Source organism: Burkholderia sp. MSMB1459WGS, assembly GCF_001534535.1.
In the GTDB taxonomy this organism is placed as follows: domain Bacteria; phylum Pseudomonadota; class Gammaproteobacteria; order Burkholderiales; family Burkholderiaceae; genus Burkholderia.
Genome location: NZ_LPMU01000044.1, coordinates 134031 through 159925, shown reverse-complemented (window position 1 = coordinate 159925; position 25895 = coordinate 134031). Strand labels below are relative to the sequence as shown.

Sequence of the window (25895 nt, the reverse complement as noted above, 5' to 3'; positions counted from 1 at the left end):
GGTGGCCGGCGGCTCAGATGCCATACGCGCGGCGCAGCAACGTCAACGGATGCGCGAGCGGCGCTTGCGGCAGCCCCTTCTCGTCGATGCCCTGCACGATGTGATGGCCGGCGAGCGCGCAGTCGGACGACACGACGTCCGGCTGCGGCTCGGCCATCGCCTTGAACACGGGCGCGCCGATCCGCATCGCATCCGCATGGAACGCCTTCTTCACGCCGAACGTGCCCGCGTGGCCGGAGCAGCGCTCGACGACGTTCACGCGCGTATCGGGCACGAGCGACAGCGCATCGGCCGTCTTGCGGCCGATGTTCTGCACGCGCGCATGGCACGGCACGTGATACGACACGGTGCCGAGGCCGGTTTTGAAATCGGTCTTCAGCAGCCCGTCGCGATGTCGCGCGATCACGTACTCGAACGGATCCCAGAATGCGTCGGCCACCGCGCGCACGGCTGCGTCGGCTGGGAACATCAGCGGCAGCTCGCTCTTGTACATCAGCACGCAGCTCGGGATCGCGCCGATCAGCGCATAGCCTTCACGCGCGTAGCGTTCGAGCACGGGGATGTTGACCGCCTGCTTCGCGGCGACGCCCTCGAGATTGCCCTGCTCGAGCAACGGCATCCCGCAGCACGCTTCGCGCGTGACGAGCTCGTACGGGATCTCGTTGTGCGCGAGAATCGCGAGCAGGTCGTGGCCGATCCCCGGCTCGTTGAAATTCACGTAGCACGTCGCGTAGATCGCGACCTTGCCGGGCGTGCGTTCGCCGTCGCGCACGGGCGGCGTGTCCGAGCGCCTGGCGGCGCGCCGGAACGTGCGCGGCGCGAATTCCGGCAGCCACGCATGGCGATCGACGCCGAGCACCGCTTCGAGCGCGTGGCGCGCAGGCGGCGTGCGGTTCACCGCGTTGACCGTCTGCGTGACGACCGGAATGCCCGCGAAACGGCCGAGCGCATCGGTATTCGACAGCACCTTGTCGCGCAGCGGCGCTTCGCCGCGCTTGTAACGCGCAGCCTTGCCGCGCAGCATCAGGTGCGGAAAATCGACGTTCCAAGCGTGCGGCGGCACGTACGGGCATTTCGTCATGTAGCAGAGGTCGCACAGATAGCACTGGTCGACGACCTTGCCGAATGCGGCCTTCGGCACTTCCTCGATGTCGCCCGTCGGCGTGTCGTCGACCAGGTCGAACAGCGCCGGAAACGCGCCGCACAGCGACACGCAGCGCCGGCATCCGGCGCAGATGTCGAATACGCGCGTCATTTCCGCATCGATCTCGGCCTGGTCGTAGAACGCTTCGGACTGCCAGTCGAGCGGATGCCGGGTCGGGGCTTCGAGACTGCCTTCCTTGTGGGGCATGGGGCGCTCCCGCGTGGCGTACGTGTGCGCAGGCGCACCGCCCGCGCGGTGCGGGCGGCGATGAACGAACCGCCGGCCGCGCGGCGCTGCCGTGCGACCTGCGGCGGCCCGTCAGTCGACGAGACTGTCCAACGCCTTCGTGTAGCGGTTCGCGTGGCTGCGTTCGGCCTTCGCGAGCGTCTCGAACCAGTTCGCGATTTCGTCGAACCCTTCGTCGCGCGCGGTCTTCGCCATGCCCGGATACATGTCGGTGTATTCGTGCGTCTCGCCGGCGATCGCCGATTCGAGATTCAGCCGCGACGAACCGAACGGCAAACCCGTGGCCGGATCGCCGACGGCTTCCAGATATTCCAGATGGCCGTGCGCATGGCCGGTTTCGCCTTCGGCCGTCGAGCGGAACAGCGCGGCGACGTCGTTCTGCCCCTCGACGTCGGCCTTCGAAGCGAAATACAGATAGCGCCGATTCGCCTGCGATTCGCCCGCGAATGCGGCCTTCAGGTTCTCTTCGGTTTTGCTGCCCTTGAGTTGAGCCATTTGCGCCTCCGTTCGAGTCGGCGCGGCCGCGTGCGACGCCGGGCCGATCAGATATGTGGGGAACGATGCGTGCGCCGGGCGCGCATCGTGCTCTTCAATCTAGGCGCTCGCGTTCGCATCCCCCAATAGGCTTTTTCAATGCGGGCGATAGTGTCGGGTTGTCGGGTGCGGAACGCAGCACATGGCCGGGAAGACGCGCGCCGCGCCGCGCGGGTCGTGCGCCATGCGTCATGCATCCATCGCCCGCTTGAGCAGCAATTCGCGCTCACGCTCGTTGCGCGTCAGTTCCGCCGCGCGGCGGAACTCCCGCTTGGCCTCGTCGGCGCGGCCGAGCTTCGCGAGCAGATCGCCGCGCACGCTCGGCAGCCAGTGATAGCGCGCAAGCGCCGGATCGTCGCGCAGCACGTCGACGAGTTCGAGCGCCGCAGCCGGCCCGAACGCCATCCCCACCGCGACCGCGCGATTCAGCTCGACGACCGGCGACGGCGCGACTTCGGCGAGCGCGTCGTACAGCGCGACGATCTGCACCCAGTCGGTGTCCGAAGCCTGCCGCGCACGCGCGTGGCACGCGGCGAGCGCCGCCTGCAGCGCATACGGCCCGCGCACGCCGCCGAGCTTCGTCGCCCGCTCCAGCGCCGCGAGGCCGCGCCGGATCAGCAACGGATCCCAGCGGCTGCGGTCCTGGTCGAGCAGCAGCACGGGCCGGCCCTGCGCGTCGACGCGTGCATGCATGCGCGACGCCTGCAGCTCCATCAGCGCGACGAGCCCGAGCACTTCGCTTTCGTCCGGCGCGAGCCCGGCGAGCACGCGGCCGAGCCGCAACGCCTCGTCGCATAGCGCCGGACGCATCCAGTCGTCGCCTGCCGTCGCCGCATGGCCTTCGTTGAACACGAGATAGATCACTTCGAGCACCGATGCGAGCCGCGCAGGCCGCGCATCGGCGGCCGGCACCTCGAACGGCACGTGCGCCGCCGCGAGCGTGCGCTTCGCGCGCACGATCCGCTGCGCGATCGTCGGCTCGGGCGTCAGGAACGCACGCGCGATCTCGCCCGTCGTCAGCCCGCCGAGCAGCCGCAGCGTCAGCGCGACGCGCGCGTCGGTCGACAGCACCGGGTGGCACGACGTGAAGATCAGCCGGAGGAGGTCGTCGCCGATGTCGTCGTCGCGCGCGTCGGCGAGTGCGTCCGCGATATCGGGGACGACATGCGCTTCGAGCGCGTCCATCTCGTGACCAAGCTGGTCGCGCTTCGCCGCATGAAGCGACTCCTGCCGGACCCGGTCGAGCGCGCGACGCTTCACGGCCGTCATCAGCCAGGCGGCCGGGTTGTCGGGCACGCCGTCGACGGGCCAATGCTCGAGCGCCGCGACGAGCGTGTCCTGCGCCAGCTCCTCGGCCACGCCGACGTCGCGCACCACGCGCGCGGCGCGCGCGATGATCTTCGGCGCCTCGATTCGCCAGACCGCTTCGATCGCACGATGAGTCGCTTCATGCGTCACGACGCCTGCCCCTGGGCGGACGCATCCAGCGGCATGGCCATCAGTTCCCACGTGTGACCGTCCGGATCGGTGAACCCGTGGCCGTACATGTTCGGGTACTCGCGCGGCGCCTGCGGCGCGGCCCCGCCTGCCGCCAGCGCCTTCGCGACGATCGCGTCGACTTCGGCACGGCTGTCGCACGACAGGCACGACAACACCTGAATGTGCGTCGCCGGATCGATGATGGTCTTGTCGGTGAAGGTCTGGAAAAACGGCCGCACGAGCAGCATCGCGAAGATCGCGTCGCTGATCCGGATACAGGCGGCCTGATCGTTGGTATAGGCCGGCACGACCTCGAAGCCGAGCGCCTGGTAGAACGTCTTCGCGCGCGGCAAGTCGGCTACCGGCAGATTGATGAAAACCATCTTGTGCATGACGGGTGCTCCCGGTGAGGTTGGATTCAGGCGTGGCTACGACCGACGTGGAGATCGCGGAACCGCTCGACCGCGTCGCTCGGCGTCAGGTCGTCGAGCTCGAACAGCGGCCGCACCTCGATCTCGCAATCGAGCTCGGCGCCGAACGGCGCGGGGAACCGGCGCGTCCATTCGAGCGCTTCGTCGCGCGAACGCACCTGGATCAGCGTATAGCCGGCGATCAGTTCCTTCGTTTCGGCGAACGGGCCGTCGATCACCGTGCCCTTGCCGCCCGTGTAGCGCACGCGCCAGCCATGGGCGCTCGGCCTCAGGCCGTTGGCGTCGAGCAACACGCCGGCCTTCGCCAGTTCCTCGTGATAGACCGTCATGGCCTCGACCAGCCGGTTATCCGGCAACGCGTCGGATTCGCTGACGGCGTTCGCCCGGATCATGATCATGAATCGCATCGTTTACTCCTTGTCGTCGGTGGAAGGCGGCGCCCGTTCCGCGGCGCCTTATCCGGACGACGGGCGGAAGACGGCCGGATCGACACGCGCCACGACAAATCAGGGTAAATACCGAGTCGCGACGCTCAGAGGAAGCACGGGCCGACCGCGCGCACCTCGACCGTGCACCATTGCGCGGCCGGGCACTGGCGCGCGATCTCGATCGCTTCCTCGCGCGTGTCGACGTCGACGAGGAAGAAGCCTCCGATCATCTCCTTCGCCTCCGCGAACGGGCCGTCGAGCAGGCGCGTCTCGCCGTCGCGCACCTGCACGCGCGTGCCGCGCTCGGACCGCTCCAGCGACTCGACGCCGCGCAGCACGCCGCGCGCCTTCAGCGACTCGGCGAAATCGACCATTCGCGCATAAAGCGCCTGACCTTCGTCGAGCGTGCGCTCGGCGCGCTGTTCGGTCGGTTCGACAATCAACAGCATGTAAGACATGGATTTCTCCTGTGGGGGACGGGGCGCCGCGGCATGCGCCGGGCGAGCGGCATGCGACGGCCGATGCGAAAGCGTAACAGCCGCGGGACGGCTTGCCGCATCGTTGGCCAACCGGCACTGGCCGGACGGCCATTTCGGTCGCAGCCTGACAGTTTGCCTTCAGGATGCGGTCCCGAACTGTCGGATTTTCATCCTTTGGACCGTCTCATGTCACGCCCGCTCCTCCTGTTCGCCGTTGTGCTGTTCGCGGCGTTGTCCGTCGTGCCCGGCGCGCCCCCCTTCGCCCGGCCGGCCGTCGCCGCGTTGCCGGTCAGCAGCGGCTGCGGCGGTGCGGTCACGGCGATTGCCGAGATCCGCCGCGCCGGCCGCCCGTCGCCGTTCGCCGGGCAAACGACGTCGATCGAAGCGGTCGTCACCGCGGCGTTCGGCGGCCTCGACGGCCTGGGCGGCTTCTTCGTCCAGCAGGCCGACGCGCAGCGGCAGCGCCGGCCGGGCGTTCCGGAAGGCCTGTTCGTCCATGCGCCGAACGCGCGCGCCGAACCCGGCGATCTCGTGCATCTGACCGGCAAGGTCGACGAAAAATACGGCCGGACGCAGTTCACCCTGTCGGGCCGCGTGACCGTCTGCGCGCGCGGCCAGACGGTCACGCCGGCAACGCTCGTGCTGCCGGTCGCGTCGCCCGCCGTGCTGGCCGCGCACGAAGCCATGCGCGTACGCCTGCCGCAAACGCTGACGGTCAGCGATACCTACGAACTCGGCCGCTACGGCAGCCTCGTGCTGAGCCACGGCCGGCTGCGCGTACCGACCCAGGTCGCATTGCCGGCCGACGCTGCCGCACTGACGGCAGCCAACGCACTGAACCGCATCGTGCTCGACGACGGTTCGAGCCGCCGCGACCCGGCGACCGTCCGCTATCCGCCGCCCGCGCTGAGCGCGGCCAACACGCTGCGCGCGGGCTACACGGTACGCGGCGTCGAAGGCGTGCTCGAGTGGCGCCACGGCGCATGGCGGCTGCAACCGGTGGCTGGCACGGCACCGGTGTTCGATGCCGCCGCGAACCCGCGTACCGCGGCACCGGCCCGGCATCCCGAGGCCGACGTGCGCGTCGTATCGTTCAACGTCTTCAACTATTTCAACGGCGACGGCCGTGGCGGCGGATTCGACGCGCCGGCCGACCGCGGCGCGAAAACGCCTGCCGCGTTCGCGCGGCAGGAAGCGAAGATCGTCGCGGCGTTGCGCGCGCTGCGCGCCGACGTGATCGGGTTGATGGAAATCGCGAACAACGGCCACGGCGACGCGAGCGCCGTGACACGTCTCGCCGCGCAACTCGGCGCGGGCTGGCGCGCGGTCGATCCCGGCACCGCGCGGCTGGGCCGGGACGCGATCGCGGTCGCGCTGCTGTACGACAGCCACACGGTCGAGCCGGTCGGGCGCGCCGCCACGGTCGCACTCGGCGGCCGGCACCGCCCGCCGCTCGCGCAGACGTTCCGGCGCATCGGCGGCACGCGCGCGTTCACGGTCGCGGTCAATCACCTGAAGTCGAAGAACTGCCCGCATGCGAGCGGCGCCGATCTCGATCAGTCCGACGGTCAGGGTTGCTGGAATGCGGCGCGTACCCAGGCGGCCGCGCGCGTCGCCGACTGGCTCGCCACCTCGCCGACGGGCGTCGCGGCCGACGGCGTGCTGTTGATCGGCGATCTGAACAGTTATGCGAAGGAAGACCCGGTTCGCACGCTCGAAGCGCGCGGCTATGCGAACCTGGTTGCGCGCTTCGTCGGCGATGCTGCGTACAGCTACGTATTTCGCGGCGAAGCCGGCAATCTCGATCACGCGCTTGCCACGCCGCCGCTCGCCGCACGCGTGAAGGCCGTGCAGTTCTGGCACATCAACGCGGACGAACCGCTCGTCCTGCAACCCGTGCCCGATTACAAAACGTCCGCGCGACGGTCGGCTTATTACGCGCCCGACGCGTACCGCTCGTCGGACCACGATCCCGTCGTCATCGACGTCGCGCTGGACGGCAGCGGTGGGCGATCGGCTCCGGGCACGAATCATGCGCCTCGATCTGTCGTCGATTAGTGCAATTGCATCAGTACGCGACCTGCAACGGCACTATTTACCCGATGGCCCGGCAACGCCATATTTACCGGGCTTTCACTGCGATCCGCTGCTCGACATGCTGCGTCGGCCGAGACGCGAAATTTTTTCAACCGCCGCCCCGCCCCGCGTGACGGGGCTTTCGGGCGATCCCGCCGACGAATTGAAAATTTGTCTCGAAACTCAAGCGGATCAGGTGAATCACACTAGTTGCTGGGATTCGTCTTATCTTCAAATTAGCCCTGGAATCGAAGGAGGATAAACACCATGGCGCTTACCGACTCGATCGAACACAAGCTGGATCGCGGCCTGTCCGACATCCGCCGCACCGGCCGACGCGTTGGCCGTACGACCCGCTCCGCCGCCCGCGACCTGCACGCCGACGTGAGCGACGATCTGCGCGGGCTGGTCGACGAACTGGAAGATTTGCTGAAAAACGACGGCGATGGCGATATCGCCGCCCTGCGCAAACGCATCCAGTCCCGGATCGACGAAGCACGCGGCGCGCTCGACTACGCGTCGGGCAGCGCGGCCGCCCGGCTGCGCGATTCGGCCGAACGCATGTCGCAGGTCGTACACGACAATCCGTGGCAGACCGCCGGCGTCGTCGCGGGTCTCGCATTCGTCGCGGGGCTGCTCCTTTCCCGCCGTTGAACAGGGCCACCCGCACCCCCGCCCGCCCCGTTCGCTCTCAATCAGACAACGAAGGAGAAACCGCCATGCAGAAATCCCTCGCCATGAAAGCCGCCGCTGCCGTGATGCTCGGCAGCCTCGCCCTCGCCGGCTGCACGACCACCTCCGACAAACCCGATAGCGCGGCAGCCAGCGCGTCGAAACGCCAGTCGATCGACGCCAGCGTGAATGCCACGCTGTCGCGCCTGTATTCGACGGTGCCGGGCTCGCGCGATCTGGTCTCGAAAGCACGCGGCGTCCTCGTGTTCCCGAACGTGCTGCAAGCCGGCTTCATCGTCGGCGCCCAGTCCGGCAACGGCGCGCTGCGCGTCGGCGGCAGTACCGTCGGCTACTACAACACGTCGTCGCTGTCGGTCGGGCTGCAGGCCGGCGCGCAGTCGAAGGCGGTCGTGTTCCTGTTCATGACGCAGGATGCGCTCGACTCGTTCCGCAAGTCGGACGGCTGGTCGGCCGGCGCCGACGCGTCGGTCGCGGTCGTGAAGGTCGGCGCGAACGGCGCGGTCGACACCACCACGGCCACCGCCCCGGTGGAAGTGCTGGTCCTGACCAACGCGGGCCTGATGGGCGACCTGTCGGTGAACGGCACGAAGGTCACCAAGCTCCACATCTGACGACGCGGCACGCGGCCTCGCACCGCGTTCGCTTCCCGGCAGCGCCGCGGCCCCGGCCGCGGCGTTTTCGCATGTCTCTCACGCAGCGGCTATGATGGCGGCATCTTTGCGGGCATACTCCGCGTGGGCCGCCCCGCAACGCGTTTCGCCGCGAACCGCGACGTTCGCGAATCGATCGCGCACAGGGCAACGAAATTCAATCAAACCACGCATCAATCTGCGCGAATGTCACCCATGGATAGCGGACAAGATCACCAAAAATTCTTCTATTTCCTGCTGTTCGCGGTCACCGTCGGACTCTGCTGGATCCTCGCGCCGTTCTTCGGCGCCGTATTCTGGGGCACCATTCTCGCGATCCTGTTCCAGCCCGTGCAGCGCTGGCTGGCCGCACGCTTCGGCAAGCGGCGCAACCTGGCCGCGCTCGTCACGTTGTCGTTGATCATCCTGATCGTGATCCTGCCGCTCGTGTTCGTGGCGGGCACGCTCGTGCAGGAAATCGCGTACGTGTACCAGGAAATCAAGACCGCGCAGCCGAACTATTCGCAGTACTTCCAGGACATCGTTCACGCACTGCCGTCGTCGATCCAGCATCTGCTGCAGAAATACGGGCTGACCAACATTCCGGGCATCCAGAAGAAGCTGACCGATGGCGCCGCGCAAATCAGCCAGTTCGCGGCGACCCAGGCGCTCAGCATCGGCCAGAACACGTTCCAGTTCATCGTGAGCTTCGGCGTGATGCTGTACATGGTGTTCTTCCTGCTGCGCGACGGCGGCGAGATCGGCCGCCGCGTGCGCCGCGCGCTGCCGCTCGACGACGAGCACAAGAACCTGCTGCTCGCGAAATTCACGACGGTCGTGCGTGCGACCGTGAAGGGCAACATCGCGGTCGCGCTCGTGCAAGGCGCGCTCGGCGGCCTGATCTTCTGGATCCTCGGGATCGAGGGCGTCGTGCTGTGGGGCGCGCTGATGGCGTTCCTGTCGCTGCTGCCCGCGATCGGCGCGGGCCTCGTGTGGGTGCCAGCCGCACTCTACCTGCTGATGATCGGCTCGGTCTGGAAGTGCGTGATCCTCGTCGTGTTCTGCGTCGGCGTGATCGGCCTCGTCGACAACCTGCTGCGCCCGATCCTCGTCGGCAAGGACACGAAGATGCCCGACTGGGTCGTGCTGATCTCGACGCTCGGCGGGATGGCGTTGTTCGGCATCAACGGCTTCGTGATCGGGCCGCTCGTCGCCGCGCTGTTCATGGCGAGCTGGGACATCTACGCGCGCGCCGAACAGGGCGAATGACGCGCGTGCGGCCGCCGGCGCGCCACACGCGTGCGGAAACCGCCGGTCACGGATGACGGATATGGATCAAGACGGGCGCTGCGGCGCCCGTTGCTTCATCCGCCGCGACCGTCATCACGCCGCCATACGGGCCGACGCGATGAACCCGGCCCGGCGCCAGCGGCACGCTTCGTTCGTCGCGCGCATCGCGCCACGTCACCCGCACCGCCGCGCCGCCGTCCGACGCGAACGGCGCGCCGTCGGGCCCGACCAGCGCCACCTGCGCACCGGCCAGGCGCCGGCCATGCGCATCGAACCGGAGCGTGGCCGTTGCCGCGCCGCCGGCCGCGTCCCGCGCGTCGACCTGCACGGCCGCCGGAGCATCGAGCGTCACGTCGTAGAGATCGACGAGCGACCCGACGAACCGCACGACGCCATCCGACGCGGGCTGTCCGGCCGCCATCGCGTTCGGCATTGCATTCGACGTCGCGAGTACGACACCGAGCGCGAACACCATCGTTCGCACGACGCCGGCGCCCACTGCCGCCGCCGATGCCGATCGCTTCGCGTTGTTGCGCATGTTCCCTCTCCTCTGCCGCGTTACCGGAAAAACGGGCGGCGTGACGCGTCGGTCACGCCGCCCGTGTGCTGGCATTCACTGTAAGGAGAGCGGCCCGGACAATATATGGGACAAGTCCTAAACTGCAGCCGGATTGATCGAACTCAGCGTTGTCGACACGGCCCAGCAGCCCGATGCGACCGGTGTCGCGCGCCCGTCACGCGTCCGGATCGACGCGCAGCACGAGCTTGCCGCGATGGTCGCCGTCGAACAGGCGGTTCAGCACGTCGGGCGCATTTTCGAGACCGTCGGCCACGGTTTCCTCGGCCTTGAGCCGGCCGTCGCGCAGCCAGCCCGCGAGCGTCTGCACGGCTTCGCGGCTCTTGCGGTAATCGAGGATCAGGAAGCCGCGCATCGTCAGCCGCTTCGAGATCAGCACGCCGACGTCGTCGGCCGCGCGGCCGCTGTTGTAGTTCGAGATCACGCCGCACAACGCGACGCGCCCGCCGATCACCATCCGCGACAGCACCGCGCGCATCACCTCGCCGCCGACGTTCTCGAAGTTCACGTGCACGCCGTCCGGCGTCGCCGCCTTCAGTTGCTGGCGGAAATCGTCGGCCTTGTAGTCGACGGCCGCGTCGAAGCCGAGCGTCTCGGTCAGGTAGCGGCACTTGTCCGCGCCGCCCGCGATGCCGACCACCCGTGCGCCGTGAATCTTGCCGATCTGCCCGGCGATCGAGCCGACCGAGCCGGCCGCCGCCGACACGACGAGCGTTTCGCCCGGCTGCACCGGCGCGATGTCGGTCAACCCGTAGTACGCGGTCAGCCCGCTCATCCCGCACGCGCCGAGCAGCGTCGGCAGCGGCAGGCCCGACTGCGCGGGCAGCTTCACGAGCTGCGCGGCCTGCTCGGCCGGCACGACCGCATAGTCCTGCCAGCCGACGAGCCCCTGCACGAGCTCGCCTTCCGCGAAACCCGCATGGCGCGACGCGACCACGCGGCCGATACCGAGCGCGCGCATCACCTCGCCGATCGCGACGGGCGGCAGGTACTGCGGCACGTCGCTCATCCACACGCGGTTGGTCGGGTCCATCGACAGATACAGCACGCGCACGAGCACCTCGCCGTCGGCGAGCGCCGGCACCGGCGTCTCGACGAGCGAGAAGTGTTCGCGGCCGACCCGCCCTTCCGGGCGCGTCTTCAGCAGCAGTTGGCGATTCACGGGTGTCGACATGATGTTCTCCTCCAATCGTCGTGGTTCGGGATGCGCGTCAGACCGCGCACATGCCGCCGTCGATCACGAGTTCGGCGGCCGTCATGAAGCGGCTCTCGTCGGATGCGAGATACACGGCCGCGTGCGCGACGTCGTCCGGCTCGCCGAGCCGGCGCAGCGGAATGCCGCGCGCGAGCTTGCGCGTCGCGTCGCGTTCGCCGAGCGACTGGAACAGTGGCTCGACGATCCCTGTGCGGATGAACGCCGGGTGAATCGAATTGCAGCGCACGTCGATCTCGCGGCGCGCGCAATCGATCGCGACCGACTTCGTCAGCGACGCGACCGCCGCCTTCGACGCGTTGTATGCGGTGAAGTCCGGCTCGACCTTGAACGCCGCGACCGACGAGATGTTGATGATCGACGCGGGATGGCTCTCGGCCAGGTACGACAGCGCATGCTTGCAGCCGAGCACGATGCTCTCGACGTTGATCGCCATCACGCGCCGCCATTCGTCCAGCTCGATTTGCGCGGGCGAGCCGATCGAGCCGACGCCCGCGTTGTTGACGAGCACCGACAGCCCGCCCATCGCATCGGTCGCCTGCGCGAGCAGCGCCTGCCAGCGCGCTTCGTCGCGCACGTCCTGGGTCGCGGCGAACGCGACCGGCGTCGCACGGCCCGCATTGAGTTCCTGCGCGAACGCATCGAGCACCGCCGCTTCCGCGATGTCGGTCAGGAACACGCGTGCGCCCTGCTCGACCATCCGGCGCGCGATCGCACGGCCGAGGCCGCCCGCGGCGCCCGTGATGTATGCGCACTTGCCGGCGAGGCGCGGAGCAACGATTGTCATGTGACCTCCTCCTGTCGTGAATCGTCGTCGCGGAACGCTGCCGCGACGGGGTTTCCGTGCATGATCCATGCCGACCTGTGCCGGTCGCCGGTGCGCCGACACGGCGACGCAATGCACGGTTCCCGCGAGTATATCGAGATGGCCGCGACGCACGCCGGACCGGCCGCGCAGCTTGCCTGCGATGAAACGACAGCCAGCGTACGCGAATGCTGCCGATCGATGAAATGAATATTCGTTATACCCGGTCATAGGCATGGCTCATGACTTGCACGTACCGGCGCCCCTGCGCAAACAGCCCGGCGCAGCCGCTCGGATGGATTGCGTCGGCAGTCGATCATCGGGAGAACGGGCGTTGCGTTCCGCACGGACGAGAACGCAATCGGGAAGACGATCCGGCGCGGCATCGTGCAATCCGCCGGAAAATGCCGGACGAACGCCGGCGGCAAGAAGGCGTCAAGCAGGCGGCGCCGGAGCGCCCGCCATCGGCGACCGTCAGAATCCGTCGCCCGACGGCGCGCGCACGAACGCGCAGAGCTGCGGCGAGTGCGTGTCGATCATCCGCTGGAACGGTGCACGGTGCCCGTACGCGATACCCGACACGAGCAGCAGGCAAACCGCCGCGACGCGCGGCGAAAACGCGCGCTGCCGCGCGCCGTCGTAGCCGCGCAGGAACACCAGCGCGACCAGCGCGCCGAGCATCCAGCCGACGACGACTTCCGGCACGGTGTGCGAATGATCGAACACGCGTGCGACGGCCGTGACCGCGCCGATGGTCAGCCCGGCCGCGATACCGGGCGCCTTGCCCGGCCGGAACGCCTGCCACAGCATCGACAGCGCGACCGTCCACACGGACGTCGACAGCATCGTATGGCCGCTGATCACGCGGAAGTCGAATTGCGGCAGCTCTATGCCGCATCCGGCATAGAGGATTTTCGTGGCGCCGACGACGCCCATGCCGGCGGCCAGCAGCACCCCCCAGCGGGCGGCGAGGCGCCAGTCGGTCAGCGCGAGCCATGCCGCGCAGGTCAGCGCGATCGGCAAGGTCAGCGCGGCATCGCCGATGTTGCTGATTTCACTCCACATAACGGACTTCGGGGACGATCGAAAGGCCGCAGTTTACCGCAAGCGCGCAGCGCACCTGTGTCAGCCTGTGACAGGCTGTATCAGCCCGCGACACCGGTAAGCAACAGCAGGTTCGTGCCGGTGATCACGACGAACAGCGCCCATGCGGCCACCTGCATCCCGCGGCCGATCGCATGTTCGCCCATCGTGCCGCGGTCGCTGACCGAGCGGATCAGCGGCCACATCGCGAACGGCAACTGCAGGCTCAACAGCACCTGGCTCCATACGAGCAGTTGCCCGACCGAGCCGTCGCCGAGCCACAGCACGCCGATCAGCGCCGGCACGAGCGCGAGCCCGCGCGTGATCAGCCGGCGCTGGTAGCACGGAATCTTCGTATGCAGGAAACCGTCCATGATGACCTGGCCGGCGATCGTGCCGGTCAGCGTCGAGCTCTGCCCCGACGCGAGCAGCGCGATGCCGAACAACAGCGCGGCCGCGCCGCCCGCGATCGGCGTGATCAGCCGGTACGCCTGCTCGATGTCGGTCACGTTGTGCTGGCCGGTCGCATGAAATGCCGCACCCGCGACAACGAGGATCGCCGCATTGACGAGCATCGCGACGAACAGCGACACGCAGGTATCGATGCGCACGAGTGCGAGCGTGTCGCGGATCACGCCGCGCGCGCCGCCGACGACGTGCCGCGTCTGCACGACCGACGAATGCAGGTACAGGTTGTGCGGCATGATCGTCGCGCCGACGATGCCGAGCGCGAGCACGATCGCGTCCTTGCGGTCGTGGCCGGGATCGCCCGGCACGAGCCCGCCGACCACCGCATGCCAGTCGGGCGGCGTGATCGCCACCTGCGCGACGAAGCAGAACGCCATCGTCGCGATCAGCCCGAGCACGATCGCCTCGATCTGCCGGAACCCCTTGCCCTGCAGGCCGAGCACGATCACCGTGTCGAGCGCGGTCAGCACGACGCCCCACGCGAGCGGCACGCCGAGCAGCAGCTTGAACGCGAGCGCGCAGCCGAGCACTTCCGCGATGTCGCACGCGATGATCGACACTTCGGCGGTGATCCACTGCACGACGCGGCCGACGCGCCCGTAGCGGTCGTAGCTGGCTTGCGCGAGATCCTTGCCCGCGACGAGGCCGAGCCGCGCCGCGAGCATCTGCAGGAAGATCGCCGCGAGGCTCGAGAACGCGACGACCCACAGCAACGAATAGCCGAACTGCGAGCCGGCCTGGATATCGGTCGCCCAGTTGCCGGGATCCATGTAGCCGATCGCGACCAGCAGGCCGGGGCCGAAAAAGCGCCTGAGCTTGCGCCAGCGCGGCGCGGCGGCGTCGATCGTGATGCTGCCCTTTACTTCCGACGGGCAGAAAGGGGCGGTGGCGGTAGTGGGGAGGAAGGGCATGGAAACCGGGAATCGAGATCGCGACACGACGATTCTACGGGTATCCGGCCCGTTTTCCCGCGCTCGGCCGCGCACGCGTCGCAACCCGGCCCATCGCCGTCGCAACATGCGGCGGCGGCCCCGTCGTCCGACCCGGGCGACGCCGTGCCGTGCGCGAGTATTTTTTCCCGCCCGGCGACGCGGAATTCGGTCGGCGACATCAACAGGCGCTGGCGAAACAGCTTCGCGAGCCGCTCGCCGCTGCCGAACCCGGTGCGCCGCGCGACCTTGTCGGCCGGCAGCGTCGTATGGATCAGCATGTGGCACGCACGTTCGAGCCGCACGTGCTGGACGAACTCGGTCGGCGTCACGCCGATTTCCTTCTTGAAGCGCCGCAGGAAATTGCGCTCGCTCATCGCGGCCGCCTGCGCGGCGTTCGCGATCGAGACGCGGTTCACGCTCTGCGCGCGCAGCCGCTGCGCGGACATCCGGATCGACGGGCTCGCGCTGAGTTCGCGGAACGCCCACATCGACTGCACATAGCGCTGCTCGACCGGCCGCATCATGTTGCTGGCGATCTCCTGCGCGGCGCTGTCGCCGAGGTCGGCGCGGAACATGTCGAGCGCGGCGGCAAACACGTCGGTTTCGCCGGCCCGCGATTCGATCGTCGTGGGGGCCCGGCGCCCCGCCCGGCCCGGCCGCACGTCGATCGACGACGGCCGCCGCGTGGCGGCGAGCGCGGGCAGATCCATCGCGTCGACGATCCAGCGCGCATGCCGGCGAATGTCGGTCAGGCGCCGTTGCAATGCGTCGTCCCAGTTGACGGCCACCAGGTCGCCATGAAGATGAAAGAACGCGAGCGCACGGCGGCTGTGTTCGTCGCCGAGCGGCTCGGCCGCGATTCTCACGCCGGACGACGACTGCAACAGTCCCCCGCTTTCGGATACGTACTTGAGCTGATAATCCGCGCCGTACCCATGCAGGCGATTCGCCAGGTTGAAGGCTTCGCCGAGACGCGCGGCCTGGGCCAACGAAAACCCCGTACTCAAATAGATAACGACCCACCGCTGATCTGCTGCATTCACTGGCCAAGCCCCCGACTTGTTCGACTTCTTCTAATACCGTCGAACTGTCAGGCTTATATTTGGTTTGAATGCGTGCGACAGGACGGCTATCCCGAAATATGAAGCGACGGCATCTTAGCCGAACGGGTAGTGCCTTTGGCGCCAAATGGCCGACGGGGACAGCATGATGGCGGATTACTACAGGCTGCCGTGCGCCGCCGGTATGCCGGCATGGAATTGCGTATGCGATGCGGCCGGCCATTGCGGCCGTCATGCGTCATGACGTGCGTGTTCGATGGCGTTGCGCAGCGGTCGAGCGGGCGCTCGCGTATCGGCGCGAACGGCGTCGACACGCATCGAACGCGTGCGATCGGCGCGTATGCCGACCCGCGCATCGGTTGTCTGCGCATCCTTTAGAATCGATCCGTTCTTCACCACGCCGCCCGCGCTCCGTGCCCGCCGATCACCGTCTCGACCTGAACCTGTTTCGCGTGCTCGACGCCGTCTACGTGCATGGCGGCATTGGCGCGGCCGCCCGCGCGCTGCATCTGACGCAACCGGCCGTCACGCATGCGCTCAACCGGCTGCGCGCGCATTTCGACGATCCGCTGTTCGTGCGCCAGGGCAATCGCGTCGTGCCGACCGAGCGCACGCGGTCGATCATCGCGGACGTGCAACGGCACCTGAAGGGCCTGCAAGGCACCGCGCGCGATCCGTCCGCCTTCGATCCCGCGACGCTCGACCTGAGCATCGCGGTCGGCATTCGCGACGTGCTCGAATCCATCGCATTGCCGCGCATCGTCGCCGCGTTCGCCGACGAAGCGCCGGGCTTGCGGCTCGTCAGCCGCCGCATCGCGGTGCCCGACATCGAACGCGAATTGGCGTCGGGCAACCTCGATCTCGTCGTCGATCGCCGCGTGCCGACCGGCCCGCGCATCGCCACCGAACACCTGCTCGACGATTCGCTCGTCGTCGCGATGAGCCGCGATCATCCGCTGGCGCGCGACCCGCTGCGACGCGGCGACTATTTCGCGGCGCAGCATATCGCCGTGTCGTCGCTCGGCGCGCCGCAATCGCTCGACGTCCTGCTCGGCAACGACGGGCGCTTGCGCGACATCCGGCTCACCTGCCAGCACTATTTCGCCGCCTGCCAGATCGCCGCGGCCGGCCATCTGCTCGTCACGCTGCCGCACACCTATGCGCGGCGCATGGCCGCGCTGCTGCCGATCGCCGTGCGGCCGCTGCCGCTGCGGCTCAAGCCGTTCCCGCTGCTCGCGTACTGGCACGAGTCGCGCGACACCGACCGCGCGCATCGGTGGGTGCGCGAACGCATCGCCGCGCTCGTGCGCAGCAGCGGCGGCAGCGCCGACACGTAGCGGCGCAGCACGCAAGCGCGCGATCGCGACGGTATGCTGGCGGCTGCGCGCCGCCACACGGCGCCCTCTTCCCTCATCCGCTACCGGAGACTTGCCATGTCCCTCATCCACGCCGCCGCCGTCCTCGATGCCGACGCGCCCGACTACGTCGTCCGGTTGCAGGCCGGCACGCATGCGCTGACCGGCGACGAAGCGCCGCGCGAAGGCGGCCAGGATCGCGGGCCGGCGCCGTACGAGTTCGTGCTGGCCGGGCTTGCGCAATGCACGGCCGCGACGCTGCGCATGTACATGCAGCGCAAGGCGTGGCCGGCCGTGCGCATCACGGTGCGCACCGAGCTGCATGCCGATCGCGAAGGCGTGCAGTACGTGCGCCGCGTCGTGACGCTCGACGGCCCGCTCGACGACGCGCAACGCCAGCGTCTCGCGGAAATCTGCGAGAAGACGCCGGTGACGCAATTCATCAAGCGCGGCACGCGGATCGACACGACGTTGAACTGACGCACGCGGCAGGCCGCACGGTCTGCCGCGTGAAACGGAACGGGCGGGCCGCGCATCCGGCGCGACCCGCCCGTTCGCCGATCCCGCCCGGCGCTTACAGTCCGAGAGCGGACAGGTCCAGCTTGCCGTCCTTCATCGGCGGGCACCAGAAATACGCGCCCGTCAGCGGCCGCGTGAAGCGGAACAGGCCGTCGACGATCCCGTCTTCCGCGCCGCTCATCCGGCGCATCTGCACGTCGAACCCGCGGAACGAGCAGCCGAACGCGACGAAATAGAGGCCCGCGCGGCGCGTGTCCGACCACGGCGACGAACGGCGCAGCATGAACGCCTCGGGCGCGAAGCTCTCTTGCGCGGTGCGCTTCACGTGCGCGAATTCGGGCGCGTCGTCGAGTTCCTCGTTGTCCGAACGGCGACGCCCGATGATGTGATCCATCTCACCCGACGGAATGCGCTCCATCCGGTCGAAATCGTGCACCCACTGCTGCACCGCGACGAAGCTCGAACCGTCGAGCCCCGCGCCCTGCCCCGTCACGATCGCCGCGGCGATCGCGTCGTCGCCTTCCGGGTTCTCGGTGCCGTCCTCGTAGCCTGACAGGTCGCGATCGTTCGAATAGCGGAAGCCGTCGACGGCCTCCTGCAGCGCGAACGCCGGCGCGAGCGCGCGTTCGATCGCCCGCGCGCGCAGCACGATCTCGCCGCGGTCGTCCGAGCGCAGCCAGACCCACACGTCGGCCGGCGTCGCCGGCAGCGTGCGGTCGTTCACCGCGAACGCCGGATAGTCGGTCAGGCCCGGCACCGGATGTCCGAGATAGGCAGCCAGCGTGTGCCCGAAGCCGACGACCGTGTCGCGTCCGTCGACGATCTCGCGCAGCGCGGCCAGCGCCGCGGCGATATTGCCGTCATTCGACATCGTGAAAGTGAGGTATCGCGCTGCCGTATCGATCGGAGCCAGGATGCCTTGCTGAACGTCGCTCATCGTTTCCTCGGGAATGGTTCGGAATGGATCCGGGTAGGCGCGCCTCGTCGCGCGCCGCGGACGCCGAAGTGTAATCGATGCGTCCGCCGCAACCCGTGCCCGCCATCGCGCAACGTACGCGAAAAGGGGCCAAAACCCTGAATACTAACCGTATCGACGCTGCAACGCCGCATTCGTCAGACGTTGCGGCGCGCGCGACACTCCTGATAAAATCGCCACACGTCTTTTCGGCGTCCTTTCAACCGTTCACTTCAGGGAGGTGCAGATGTTCCGAATGCCAGCAACCTTCCCGAACGTGGTCTCACGGCGCAGTTGATCCAGCCCGCCGTCCGCGCCGGCTCCCGAGTTTTCCGCTGACCCGTCAGCCGCGCTTTTCCCGACAGCCCGTTTCGTTCCGCCCGCGTGTTTCGCGCGGCCCGGCTGTTGCGTTTTCGACGTTCTCCGAACCGGAAAGTCCCGTCGCGCGCCGCGCCGGGCAACGATACATGACCAGAAAAACCTCCCATCTGGGCGGCCATGCATTCCAGGCCGTCTTCGGCTTCACCCTCCGTTACTGGCGCAAGCAGCCGGTGCGCATCGCCGCGGTCGCGAGCCTCGCGCTGCTCGCCGCGCTCGCCGACGTCCTCACGCCGCTGTTCGCCGGCCGCCTCGTCGACGCGCTGTCGAGCGGCCTGACCGACCGTGCCGCCGCGTGGCATTCGGCCCTCGTCGCGTTCGGCACGCTCGCCGCGCTCGGCATCGGCGCGACGGTGCTGCGCCAGGGCGTCTACCTGAACATCATCACGCTCACGCTGAAGATGATGAGCGAGATCGCCGCCGCCTCGTTCCACCGCGTGCAGCGTTTCTCGACCGACTGGCACGCGAACAGCTTCGCGGGCTCGACCGTGCGCAAGATCACGCGCGGAATCTGGGCGCTCGACCTGCTCAACGACACCGTGCTGATCGCGCTGCTGCCGTCGGTCGCGATGCTGGTCGGCGCGACCGTGCTGCTCGGCACGCACTGGCCCGTGATGGGGCTCGTCGTCGGCGCGGGGTCGCTGCTGTACATCGCGGTGACGGTCGCGGTGTCGCTCGGCATCGTCGCGCCGGCCGCCCGGCTCGGCAACCTGTGGGACACGCGCATGGGCGGCGCGCTCGCCGATGCGGTGAGCTGCAACGCGGTGGTGAAGGCGTTCGGCGCGGAAGTGCGCGAGGAAGCGCGGCTCGCGCGCGTGATCGGCAAGTGGCGGCAGCGCACGCGCCGCACGTGGGTGCGCGGCACGTTCAACGGCGGGTTGCAGGGCGCGATGCTCGTCGCGATGCAGGCCGCGATGATCGGTGTCGCTCTGCGGCTGTGGATGAACGACGAGGCGAGCGTCGGCGACATCGCGTTCGCGCTGACGATGTTCTTCATGCTGCAGGGTTACCTGCGCGACGTCGGCATGCATATCCGCAACCTGCAGCGCTCGGTGAACGACATGGAAGAACTCGTCGCGCTCGAACGCCAGCCGCTCGGCATCGACGATCGGCCCGGCGCACCGGCCATCCGGATCGGGCAAGGCGAGATCCGCTTCGAGCACGTGACGTTCCGCTACGGCAACCATCCGGTGCCGCTGTACGACGATTTCTCGATGCGGATCGCGCCCGGCGAACGCGTGGGCCTCGTCGGGCATTCGGGGTCGGGCAAGACGACGTTCATCAAGCTGATCCAGCGCCTGTACGACGTATCGGGCGGCCGCATCACGATCGACGGCCAGGACATCGCGCAGGTGCGGCAGGATTCGCTGCGCAGCCAGATCGCGATCGTCCAGCAGGAGCCCGTGCTGTTCCACCGCACGCTCGCGGAGAACATCGCATATGCGCGCCCCGATGCGAGCCGCGCCGAGATCGAGCGCGCCGCGCGCCTGGCCAGCGCGCACGACTTCATCGCCGCGCTGCCGGACGGCTATGAGACGCTCGTCGGCGAACGCGGGATCAAGCTGTCGGGCGGCGAGCGCCAGCGCGTCGCGATCGCGCGCGCGTTCCTCGCGGATGCGCCGATCCTGATCCTCGACGAAGCGACGTCGAGCCTCGACAGCGAAAGCGAGCTGCTGATCCAGCAGGCGATGGAGCGACTGATGGTCGGCCGCACGACGCTCGTCGTCGCGCACCGGCTGTCGACCGTGCGCGCGCTCGACCGGCTGCTGGTGCTCGATCGCGGCAAGGTGATCGAGGAAGGCAACCACGACGCGCTGATCCGCATCGACGGCGGCATCTATCGCCGGCTGTTCGAGCGGCAGGCGCTGGAGCTGGCGAAGGGGCTCGCCGATTCGCCGCGACGCACGGCGGATCGCGATGCCGGGCCGCTGGGAGAGCCGGCCGAGGTTTGATGCAGGCGCGTCGCGACCTGGCCCGGCGGCGCGGTCATCGCCGCCGGGCCATGCAGCGGCAACCGGTTCCGGATCGAGGCCGTGCCATGCGCACGGCCTTTTTTGTGTCTGCGGCGCCGGCTCGGCGGCGCCGGACAACCGCGCGCCACGGCGTGTCTGCCGCCGGGATCACTTATCATGTCGGCCAGGCAATTCGCGACGAAAGGCAGACCATGTTTACAGGCATTGTTCAGGGCGTCGGCACCATCGACGCCATCAAGGATCACGGCGAGCTGAGGACCTTCAGCATCGCATTCCCCGAGCGGTTCACCGACGATATCGAGATCGGCGCGAGCGTGTCGGTCGATGGCGTGTGCCTGACGGTGACGACCATCCATTCGCCGACGCTGATCGACTTCGACGTCATGCTGCCGAGCCTGAGAATCACCACGCTGGCCGAGCTCGCGACCGGCGCGCGGGTCAACGTCGAGCGCGCCGCGAAGGACGGTGCGGAGATCGGTGGACATCCGCTGTCCGGTCATGTCGATTTCACCGGGACCATCGTGCACGTCGCATCGTCCGAGCACAACCGGATGATCCGCATCGGCGTGCCGGCCGAATTCAAGCGCTATGTGTTCGCGAAGGGCTACATCGCGATCAACGGCTGCAGCCTCACCGTGTCGGACGTCAATCGCGACGAAGGCTGGTTCGACGTCTGGCTGATTCCCGAAACGCGCCGCGCGACCACGTTCGATGCGAAGGGCGTCAACGACACGGTCAACATCGAGATCGAGCGCAGCACCCAGGTCGTCGTCGATACGATCCGTGAATCGGTCAAGGAAACGCTCGGCGAATTGAACGGCGTCGTCACCGCGCTGCTGGCGGAAAAAGGCATCGATATCGAGGAACTGCTGGCGCGCAATGTCGCGCGGCTGCCGAAGCAGTAAAGGTCGATGACCTGCGTGCCACGGTATGTCGCGTGGGAACGCAGGCTTATTCGTCCGTGGCGCTCCGACCGGTCAAGGCTTGCCGTTCTTGAAGGCCGCAACCAGAAATTCGACGAGCACCCGGACCCGCATCGGAAGGCGTCGGCCTGCGGGGTACACGAGATGGATGGGGAAGCGTTCAGGCTGCAACTGCGGCAGCAGGACGCGAACCTTGCCGGATCGAATGTCTTCCTCGAACAACCAGGACGGCGCTTGCGCAATGCCAAGGTCGCATAGAACGGACGCCCGGATGTGTTCGGCGTCGCCCGTCATCAGCGAGCCGTGCGGCACGTAGGAGACGGTTTCCTTTTTGACCTTGAACGCCCACGGTTTCGGCTCGCGATCTTTCGAAAATACCACGCACGCGTGCCGATCGAGGTCGGAAAGTCGCTGTGGCTCGCCACGTGCGGCAACGTAGTCCGAACTGGCGACGAGCAGGAAATCCGCGTCGGTCAGTTTTTTGGCGGTGAGTGACGAATCCATCAACTGCCCGTGCCGGATGCCAAGATCGACGCCATCGCCAACCAGATCGACCAGCCGCTCGGAAACCGATAATTCGACGCTTACGTCCGGGTAGCGCTTGAAGAATTCCGGCAACAACGGGGTAATGCACAGCCGTCCGTGTGCCGGCGCCGTGTTGACCCTGACGACGCCCTTGGGGGCGCGCTGACGGTCGCCCACTGACGCTTCGAGCACGTCAAAATCGTCAATGAGTTGCTTGGCTGACTCGTAGAACGCGAGCCCCGCATCGGTGACGATGACCTTGCGCGACGTGCGCATCAGAAGCTGCGCGCCAAGGTGAGCTTCGAGCGCACCGATTTTCTTGCTGACGGCAGGCTGTCCTATTCCATGTTCGCGCCCCACGGCCGAGAAATTGCCGCATTCGACAAGGCGGACAAACAGCCGAATTGCATCCAGACGATCCATCAGCGGGCTTCCCGGCGATTCCAAAATGGAATTGATGGTATGTCGGAACACGCCGTTTCGGCAATATCGAAATCGCCGTAGATTCACGGTTGTTCAGCCAACCGACACGACCGACCATGAAAGCACTCAGTGTGACGCCCGACCGCGAACTCGAACTGCGCGACATTCCCACGCCACTCGACGCCGCACCCGAGCATGTGTTGATCGACATGGATGCGTCAGCCATCAACCACGGCGACAAGACGTTCCTCACAAGGCCGGCAGCGGCGGGTCTTGCGTTGCCGTTGAGCGAACACGCTGTCTGGGGCGCATCCGGTGCCGGAAGAGTCGTCTCCGTCGGCGACGGTGTGCCGCAAAAATACCTCGGCAAACAGGTGGCGATTTATCGCTCGCTGGCTCGAAGCCCCCGCAGCGTCGGCTTGTGGTCCGAGCGCGCACACGTGCCCTACAGCACGTGCCTGATTTTGCCCGAGCACGTTTGTGCGCGAGATTATTGCGGCTCGCTCGTGAACGCGATGACGGCTTACGCATTTCTCGACGAAGCCGAAAGGGACGGGCACAAGGGTGTCATCGTGACGGCTGGCAATTCGGCAACAGGCCGTGGGATCGCGGCGCTCGTGCGCGACAGACAACTGCAAGCGATCTTTCTGGTTCGTGGCGACGCCGCGCGCGACACGTTGCGCGCGTCCGGCGTTGAGCACGTGATCGTCACGCGAGAAGGATTCGAGGGCGAGCTTGCTTCGCTCGCGGCGGAACTGAACGCGACAGCCGTTTTTGACGGCGTCGGCGGCGAATTGCTCAGTCACGTGTTGCCGGTGCTGCCGCCGAACCCGACGGTCTACGTGTACGGCTTTCTGGGCGCTGCGTCGCCGGTCGTGATTCCTTCCGTCCTATTCATGTCAAAAAATCTGACGATGAAGCGGTTCAGCAATTTCGACAGCCGCACGGTGAAGGAACCCGACAACCTTGTCCGCGCGCTCGGCAACCTGGAACAGGTGATTGACGATCCGTTGTTCAGAACGAAAATCGGCGACATGTTTCGCCTCGATCAAATCGAAGAGGCGATGCGGTACGAATCGGCCGAGGGCGCCAAGGCGGTGTTGGTGCACGGTGATCGCAGCGACACGTGAGCTAGGTGATCCGCTGGATCACCGAATACCTGCTTCCATCGGAAAACACCTCGACCCACGGTTCCGATTCCTCGAACGTCCAGAGAACGAGTTCGAGGTCGATCAGTTCATTCCAGTCATCGTCGGGCCACGGCATGTTCCATCCGCCCGCGACGGCCACCACGCCGCCTGTGTAGAGCGGGCATTGCGCCATCCATTCGCGCTCGTAGTCGTGCGCGGCCGCGCCCTTGAAGTTACCGTTGAATCCCCAGTCGCGCTGCCAGCCGTGTGCGTCGAGGTACGCGCCGATCGCGGCGGAGCCGAAGCGGAACACCGCGTCGACCGATGGAAGCGACATCGCGTCGGATCGGCACAGCGGGCAGGCGGAGCGGACAGGTTGCGAGGAAGTCTCCACGCGGCCTGACGTGCCGCCATCGTCGAGATATACGTTCAGCCAGACGCCATCGCGCTCGACGGAAATGCACAACGCGCCGGCATCAACTCCATGCCAGTAGCCGGTGACAGGTTCGCCGTCGTCCGCGAAGCGGTACTGACGGCACGGCCTCGCAAGCCGCTTCGCTTCGTTCAGAAAATCGTCCGACGTCATTGGATGCCTCTCTTTTCAGCGTCCCGGGTATCGCATCGCACCGCCGCGATCGAACGACATCGACCGCGGCCCCCGCCTCACTCGGCCCCCACCCGCGCCCCTTCCCCACCGCCACGCGCTGCGCGCGATAAATCCCCGCAGGTCCGGAGAACAGATACGCGACGACACAGGCGACGATTGCATAGACGCCGATATCCGCGCCGAACAATTCGATCGCCATGATCGTCGACGCGATCGGCGTGTTCGCCGCGCCCGCGAACACCGCGACGAAGCCGAGCCCCGCGAGCACCGGCACCGGCAGCGCCAGCACCTGGCCGAGCGCATTGCCGAGCGTCGCGCCGATGTAGAACAGCGGCGTCACTTCGCCGCCCTTGAATCCCGACGCGAGCGTGACGACGGTGAACGCGAACTTGCCCGCGAAATCGTAAAGCGGCAGCGGGCCGTGAAACGCGGCCTCGATCGTCGGGATGCCGAGGCCGAGATACTGCGGCACGTTCAGCACGGTCGCGGCCGCGGCGACCAGCAGGCCGCCGAGCACCGGCTGCAACGGCGCATGGCGGATCGCGCGGCGAAACCACGCGGTCAGCGCATGCGTCGCAAACGCGAACAGCCTCCCGACCACGCCGAACGCGATGCCCGCGACGACCGTCGCGGCCAGCCCCGTCGCCGATACGGCCGGCACGAACGGAATCGCATAGGCGGTGTGATGGATGCCCCACGCACGGCACACGGCGTCCGCGACGATCGCCGACGCAACGCAGGCCAGCAGCGCGTCGTATCGCACGCGCCCGATCGCGAGCACCTCGAGCCCGAACACGGCGCCCGCGAGCGGCGTGCCGAATACCGACGCGAAGCCGGCCGCGATGCCGCCCATCAGCAGCACGCGGCGATGCTCGCGATCGAGACGAAACAGGTGCGTGATGCGATCGGCGAGCGCGCCGCCCATCTGCACGGCCGTGCCCTCGCGGCCGGCCGACCCGCCGAACAGGTGCGTAACGACGGTCGCGACGAGCACGAGCGGCGCCATCCGCTTCGGCACGAGCGCCTTCGGGTCGTGAATCTCGTCGATCAGCAGGTTGTTGCCGCGCGCGACCGACTGGCCGAAGCGATGGTAGATCCAGCCGGTGGCAAAACCGGCGGCCGGCAGCCCCCACAGCAGCCACGGATGCGCGACCCGCGTGCCGGTCGCCCAGTCGAGCGCGATCAGGAACACGGCGGATGCCGTACCGGCCAGCGCGCCGAGCAGCGCTGAAAGCGCGAGCCAGCGGCACACATAGCGCAGGGTCGCGAAAAGATCGGCAGAAGTGGTGAAAAACATGATTTCCAGATTCGACGGAACATCAAACCTGGGCGGCAGAATGCCGGATGGACGGCCTGCGACCTCCTGACGACCCAGGAACACGCAGGCATCATCAGCCGGGCAAACCGGCGGTTGAGGGCCGCACCGCGCGCGCCACGCGCCGCGAACGACCGCAGGGAGGCATGCCATCTCCGCAGGCTGCGATTGTACGCGACGCCGCGCCACGCACGCAATGCAGACGCCGGCGCGCCGCGAAACGA

Annotated in this window: 25 protein-coding genes, 1 pseudogene and 1 riboswitch; of the genes and pseudogenes, 10 read left to right on the top strand and 16 right to left on the bottom strand. The window is 67.7% G+C overall.

What is annotated here, in order from left to right; genetic code table 11:
- Positions 1-13 precede the first annotated feature (13 nt).
- The 6 genes from WT97_RS17440 to WT97_RS17415 all read right to left on the bottom strand — a co-directional run bounded on the left by WT97_RS17440 (position 14) and on the right by WT97_RS17415 (position 4720).
- Positions 14-1351: a heterodisulfide reductase-related iron-sulfur binding cluster gene (locus tag WT97_RS17440; RefSeq protein ID WP_059501257.1), complete on the bottom strand. Its 1338-nt coding sequence runs from the start codon at positions 1349-1351 to the stop codon at positions 14-16.
- Between the two features lie 111 nt (positions 1352-1462).
- Positions 1463-1885, bottom strand: coding sequence for a rubrerythrin family protein (locus tag WT97_RS17435; RefSeq protein WP_006497294.1), 423 nt, complete (start codon positions 1883-1885; stop codon positions 1463-1465).
- A gap of 228 nt (positions 1886-2113) precedes the next feature.
- Positions 2114-3382: an RNA polymerase sigma factor gene (locus tag WT97_RS17430; protein WP_059501259.1), complete on the bottom strand. Its 1269-nt coding sequence runs from the start codon at positions 3380-3382 to the stop codon at positions 2114-2116.
- A complete protein-coding gene (locus WT97_RS17425; protein WP_034205286.1) occupies positions 3379-3795 on the bottom strand; it encodes a VOC family protein in 417 nt (138 codons plus the stop codon). Before WT97_RS17425 ends, WT97_RS17430 begins: the two co-directional genes overlap by 4 nt.
- Positions 3796-3821: 26 nt before the next feature.
- Positions 3822-4241 (bottom strand): YciI family protein, encoded by a 420-nt coding sequence (locus tag WT97_RS17420; RefSeq protein ID WP_011548204.1) that lies wholly within the window; start codon positions 4239-4241, stop codon positions 3822-3824.
- Between the two features lie 125 nt (positions 4242-4366).
- Positions 4367-4720, bottom strand: coding sequence for a YciI family protein (locus WT97_RS17415; protein ID WP_027782496.1), 354 nt, complete (start codon positions 4718-4720; stop codon positions 4367-4369).
- A 207-nt stretch (positions 4721-4927) separates the two neighbouring features.
- Here WT97_RS17415 and WT97_RS17410 point away from each other — a divergent pair, with 207 nt between their 5' ends.
- From WT97_RS17410 to WT97_RS17395, 5 genes are all read left to right on the top strand, one after another.
- A complete protein-coding gene (locus tag WT97_RS17410) occupies positions 4928-6799 on the top strand; it encodes an ExeM/NucH family extracellular endonuclease (RefSeq protein ID WP_060353925.1) in 1872 nt (623 codons plus the stop codon).
- Positions 6774-7079, top strand: coding sequence for a hypothetical protein (locus WT97_RS34140; RefSeq protein WP_156440270.1), 306 nt, complete (start codon positions 6774-6776; stop codon positions 7077-7079). Before WT97_RS17410 ends, WT97_RS34140 begins: the two co-directional genes overlap by 26 nt.
- A 5-nt stretch (positions 7080-7084) precedes the next feature.
- Positions 7085-7471 (top strand): YqjD family protein, encoded by a 387-nt coding sequence (locus WT97_RS17405; RefSeq protein WP_059501266.1) that lies wholly within the window; start codon positions 7085-7087, stop codon positions 7469-7471.
- 65 nt (positions 7472-7536) lie between these two features.
- Complete coding sequence (locus tag WT97_RS17400) at positions 7537-8121, top strand: YSC84-related protein (RefSeq protein ID WP_059501268.1); 585 nt, start codon at positions 7537-7539, stop codon at positions 8119-8121.
- 234 nt (positions 8122-8355) lie between these two features.
- Complete coding sequence (locus WT97_RS17395) at positions 8356-9408, top strand: AI-2E family transporter (protein WP_034205290.1); 1053 nt, start codon at positions 8356-8358, stop codon at positions 9406-9408.
- Between the two features lie 46 nt (positions 9409-9454).
- Here the strand turns inward: WT97_RS17395 and WT97_RS17390 are convergent, their stop codons facing one another.
- From WT97_RS17390 to WT97_RS17365, 6 genes are all read right to left on the bottom strand, one after another.
- Positions 9455-9967 carry a hypothetical protein gene (locus WT97_RS17390; protein WP_060353924.1) on the bottom strand — a complete coding sequence of 171 codons (513 nt, stop codon included), beginning with the start codon at positions 9965-9967 and terminating at the stop codon, positions 9455-9457.
- Positions 9968-10163: 196 nt separating this feature from the next.
- Complete coding sequence (locus WT97_RS17385) at positions 10164-11180, bottom strand: NADP-dependent oxidoreductase (RefSeq protein ID WP_059793958.1); 1017 nt, start codon at positions 11178-11180, stop codon at positions 10164-10166.
- A 37-nt stretch (positions 11181-11217) separates the two neighbouring features.
- Positions 11218-12006, bottom strand: coding sequence for an SDR family oxidoreductase (locus WT97_RS17380; protein ID WP_060353923.1), 789 nt, complete (start codon positions 12004-12006; stop codon positions 11218-11220).
- A 492-nt stretch (positions 12007-12498) separates the two neighbouring features.
- A complete protein-coding gene (locus WT97_RS17375; protein WP_059501274.1) occupies positions 12499-13089 on the bottom strand; it encodes a phosphatase PAP2 family protein in 591 nt (196 codons plus the stop codon).
- 80 nt (positions 13090-13169) lie between these two features.
- Complete coding sequence (locus WT97_RS17370) at positions 13170-14486, bottom strand: Nramp family divalent metal transporter (protein WP_060353922.1); 1317 nt, start codon at positions 14484-14486, stop codon at positions 13170-13172.
- Positions 14435-15496, bottom strand: a complete 1062-nt coding sequence (locus WT97_RS17365) for a helix-turn-helix domain-containing protein (RefSeq protein WP_059501277.1) — start codon at positions 15494-15496, stop codon at positions 14435-14437. The genes WT97_RS17370 and WT97_RS17365 overlap by 52 nt, the downstream gene beginning before the upstream one ends.
- Before the next feature lie 485 nt (positions 15497-15981).
- Between WT97_RS17365 and WT97_RS17360 the strand changes: the two genes are divergently transcribed.
- Together WT97_RS17360 and WT97_RS17355 are read left to right on the top strand one after the other, a co-directional pair.
- Entirely contained in the window at positions 15982-16905 is a 924-nt protein-coding gene (locus tag WT97_RS17360; RefSeq protein WP_060353921.1) for a LysR family transcriptional regulator, read from the top strand.
- A gap of 96 nt (positions 16906-17001) precedes the next feature.
- Positions 17002-17403, top strand: coding sequence for an OsmC family protein (locus WT97_RS17355; protein ID WP_059501281.1), 402 nt, complete (start codon positions 17002-17004; stop codon positions 17401-17403).
- A gap of 94 nt (positions 17404-17497) precedes the next feature.
- Here the strand turns inward: WT97_RS17355 and WT97_RS17350 are convergent, their stop codons facing one another.
- Entirely contained in the window at positions 17498-18379 is an 882-nt protein-coding gene (locus WT97_RS17350) for a Dyp-type peroxidase (RefSeq protein ID WP_060353920.1), read from the bottom strand.
- A 485-nt stretch (positions 18380-18864) separates the two neighbouring features.
- On the opposite strand from WT97_RS17350, the gene WT97_RS17345 reads away from it, so the two are divergent.
- Complete coding sequence (locus WT97_RS17345; protein WP_060353919.1) at positions 18865-20727, top strand: ABC transporter ATP-binding protein; 1863 nt, start codon at positions 18865-18867, stop codon at positions 20725-20727.
- Positions 20728-20939: 212 nt separating this feature from the next.
- Complete coding sequence (locus WT97_RS17340) at positions 20940-21653, top strand: riboflavin synthase (protein ID WP_060035791.1); 714 nt, start codon at positions 20940-20942, stop codon at positions 21651-21653.
- A gap of 72 nt (positions 21654-21725) precedes the next feature.
- On the opposite strand, the gene WT97_RS17335 is transcribed toward WT97_RS17340, so the two are convergent.
- Positions 21726-22670, bottom strand: a complete 945-nt coding sequence (locus WT97_RS17335; protein ID WP_257128507.1) for a LysR family transcriptional regulator — start codon at positions 22668-22670, stop codon at positions 21726-21728.
- A gap of 65 nt (positions 22671-22735) precedes the next feature.
- Between WT97_RS17335 and WT97_RS17330 the strand changes: the two genes are divergently transcribed.
- The gene (locus tag WT97_RS17330) at positions 22736-23749 is read left to right on the top strand and encodes an alcohol dehydrogenase catalytic domain-containing protein (protein ID WP_060353917.1); all 1014 of its coding nucleotides are present in this window, start codon (positions 22736-22738) and stop codon (positions 23747-23749) included.
- Between the two features lies 1 nt (position 23750).
- Here the strand turns inward: WT97_RS17330 and WT97_RS34925 are convergent, their stop codons facing one another.
- The gene (locus WT97_RS34925; protein ID WP_257128506.1) at positions 23751-24086 is read right to left on the bottom strand and encodes a hypothetical protein; all 336 of its coding nucleotides are present in this window, start codon (positions 24084-24086) and stop codon (positions 23751-23753) included.
- 346 nt (positions 24087-24432) lie between these two features.
- Positions 24433-25653: pseudogene (locus WT97_RS17320) on the bottom strand (voltage-gated chloride channel family protein); the annotation flags it as partial.
- 78 nt (positions 25654-25731) lie between these two features.
- Positions 25732-25837, bottom strand: a riboswitch (Fluoride riboswitch).
- Positions 25838-25895: the final 58 nt, after the last annotated feature.

Excerpts from the sequence above, each read along its gene's own strand:
- WT97_RS17340 (WP_060035791.1), top strand. The coding sequence starts at position 20,940 with ATGTTTACAGGCATTGTTCAGGGCGTCGGCACCATCGACGCCATCAAG.
- WT97_RS17375 (WP_059501274.1), bottom strand. The coding sequence starts at position 13,089 with ATGTGGAGTGAAATCAGCAACATCGGCGATGCCGCGCTGACCTTGCCG.
- WT97_RS17400 (WP_059501268.1), top strand. The coding sequence starts at position 7,537 with ATGCAGAAATCCCTCGCCATGAAAGCCGCCGCTGCCGTGATGCTCGGC.
- WT97_RS17440 (WP_059501257.1), bottom strand. The coding sequence starts at position 1,351 with ATGCCCCACAAGGAAGGCAGTCTCGAAGCCCCGACCCGGCATCCGCTC.
- WT97_RS17435 (WP_006497294.1), bottom strand. The coding sequence starts at position 1,885 with ATGGCTCAACTCAAGGGCAGCAAAACCGAAGAGAACCTGAAGGCCGCA.
- WT97_RS34925 (WP_257128506.1), bottom strand. The coding sequence starts at position 24,086 with ATGTCGCTTCCATCGGTCGACGCGGTGTTCCGCTTCGGCTCCGCCGCG.
- WT97_RS17380 (WP_060353923.1), bottom strand. The coding sequence starts at position 12,006 with ATGACAATCGTTGCTCCGCGCCTCGCCGGCAAGTGCGCATACATCACG.
- WT97_RS17425 (WP_034205286.1), bottom strand. The coding sequence starts at position 3,795 with ATGCACAAGATGGTTTTCATCAATCTGCCGGTAGCCGACTTGCCGCGC.
- WT97_RS17350 (WP_060353920.1), bottom strand. The coding sequence starts at position 18,379 with ATGAGCGACGTTCAGCAAGGCATCCTGGCTCCGATCGATACGGCAGCG.
- WT97_RS34140 (WP_156440270.1), top strand. The coding sequence starts at position 6,774 with ATGCGCCTCGATCTGTCGTCGATTAGTGCAATTGCATCAGTACGCGAC.
- WT97_RS17370 (WP_060353922.1), bottom strand. The coding sequence starts at position 14,486 with ATGCCCTTCCTCCCCACTACCGCCACCGCCCCTTTCTGCCCGTCGGAA.
- WT97_RS17345 (WP_060353919.1), top strand. The coding sequence starts at position 18,865 with ATGACCAGAAAAACCTCCCATCTGGGCGGCCATGCATTCCAGGCCGTC.
- WT97_RS17330 (WP_060353917.1), top strand. The coding sequence starts at position 22,736 with ATGAAAGCACTCAGTGTGACGCCCGACCGCGAACTCGAACTGCGCGAC.
- WT97_RS17415 (WP_027782496.1), bottom strand. The coding sequence starts at position 4,720 with ATGTCTTACATGCTGTTGATTGTCGAACCGACCGAACAGCGCGCCGAG.
- WT97_RS17385 (WP_059793958.1), bottom strand. The coding sequence starts at position 11,180 with ATGTCGACACCCGTGAATCGCCAACTGCTGCTGAAGACGCGCCCGGAA.
- WT97_RS17405 (WP_059501266.1), top strand. The coding sequence starts at position 7,085 with ATGGCGCTTACCGACTCGATCGAACACAAGCTGGATCGCGGCCTGTCC.
- WT97_RS17355 (WP_059501281.1), top strand. The coding sequence starts at position 17,002 with ATGTCCCTCATCCACGCCGCCGCCGTCCTCGATGCCGACGCGCCCGAC.
- WT97_RS17390 (WP_060353924.1), bottom strand. The coding sequence starts at position 9,967 with ATGCGCAACAACGCGAAGCGATCGGCATCGGCGGCGGCAGTGGGCGCC.
- WT97_RS17410 (WP_060353925.1), top strand. The coding sequence starts at position 4,928 with ATGTCACGCCCGCTCCTCCTGTTCGCCGTTGTGCTGTTCGCGGCGTTG.
- WT97_RS17420 (WP_011548204.1), bottom strand. The coding sequence starts at position 4,241 with ATGCGATTCATGATCATGATCCGGGCGAACGCCGTCAGCGAATCCGAC.
- WT97_RS17395 (WP_034205290.1), top strand. The coding sequence starts at position 8,356 with ATGGATAGCGGACAAGATCACCAAAAATTCTTCTATTTCCTGCTGTTC.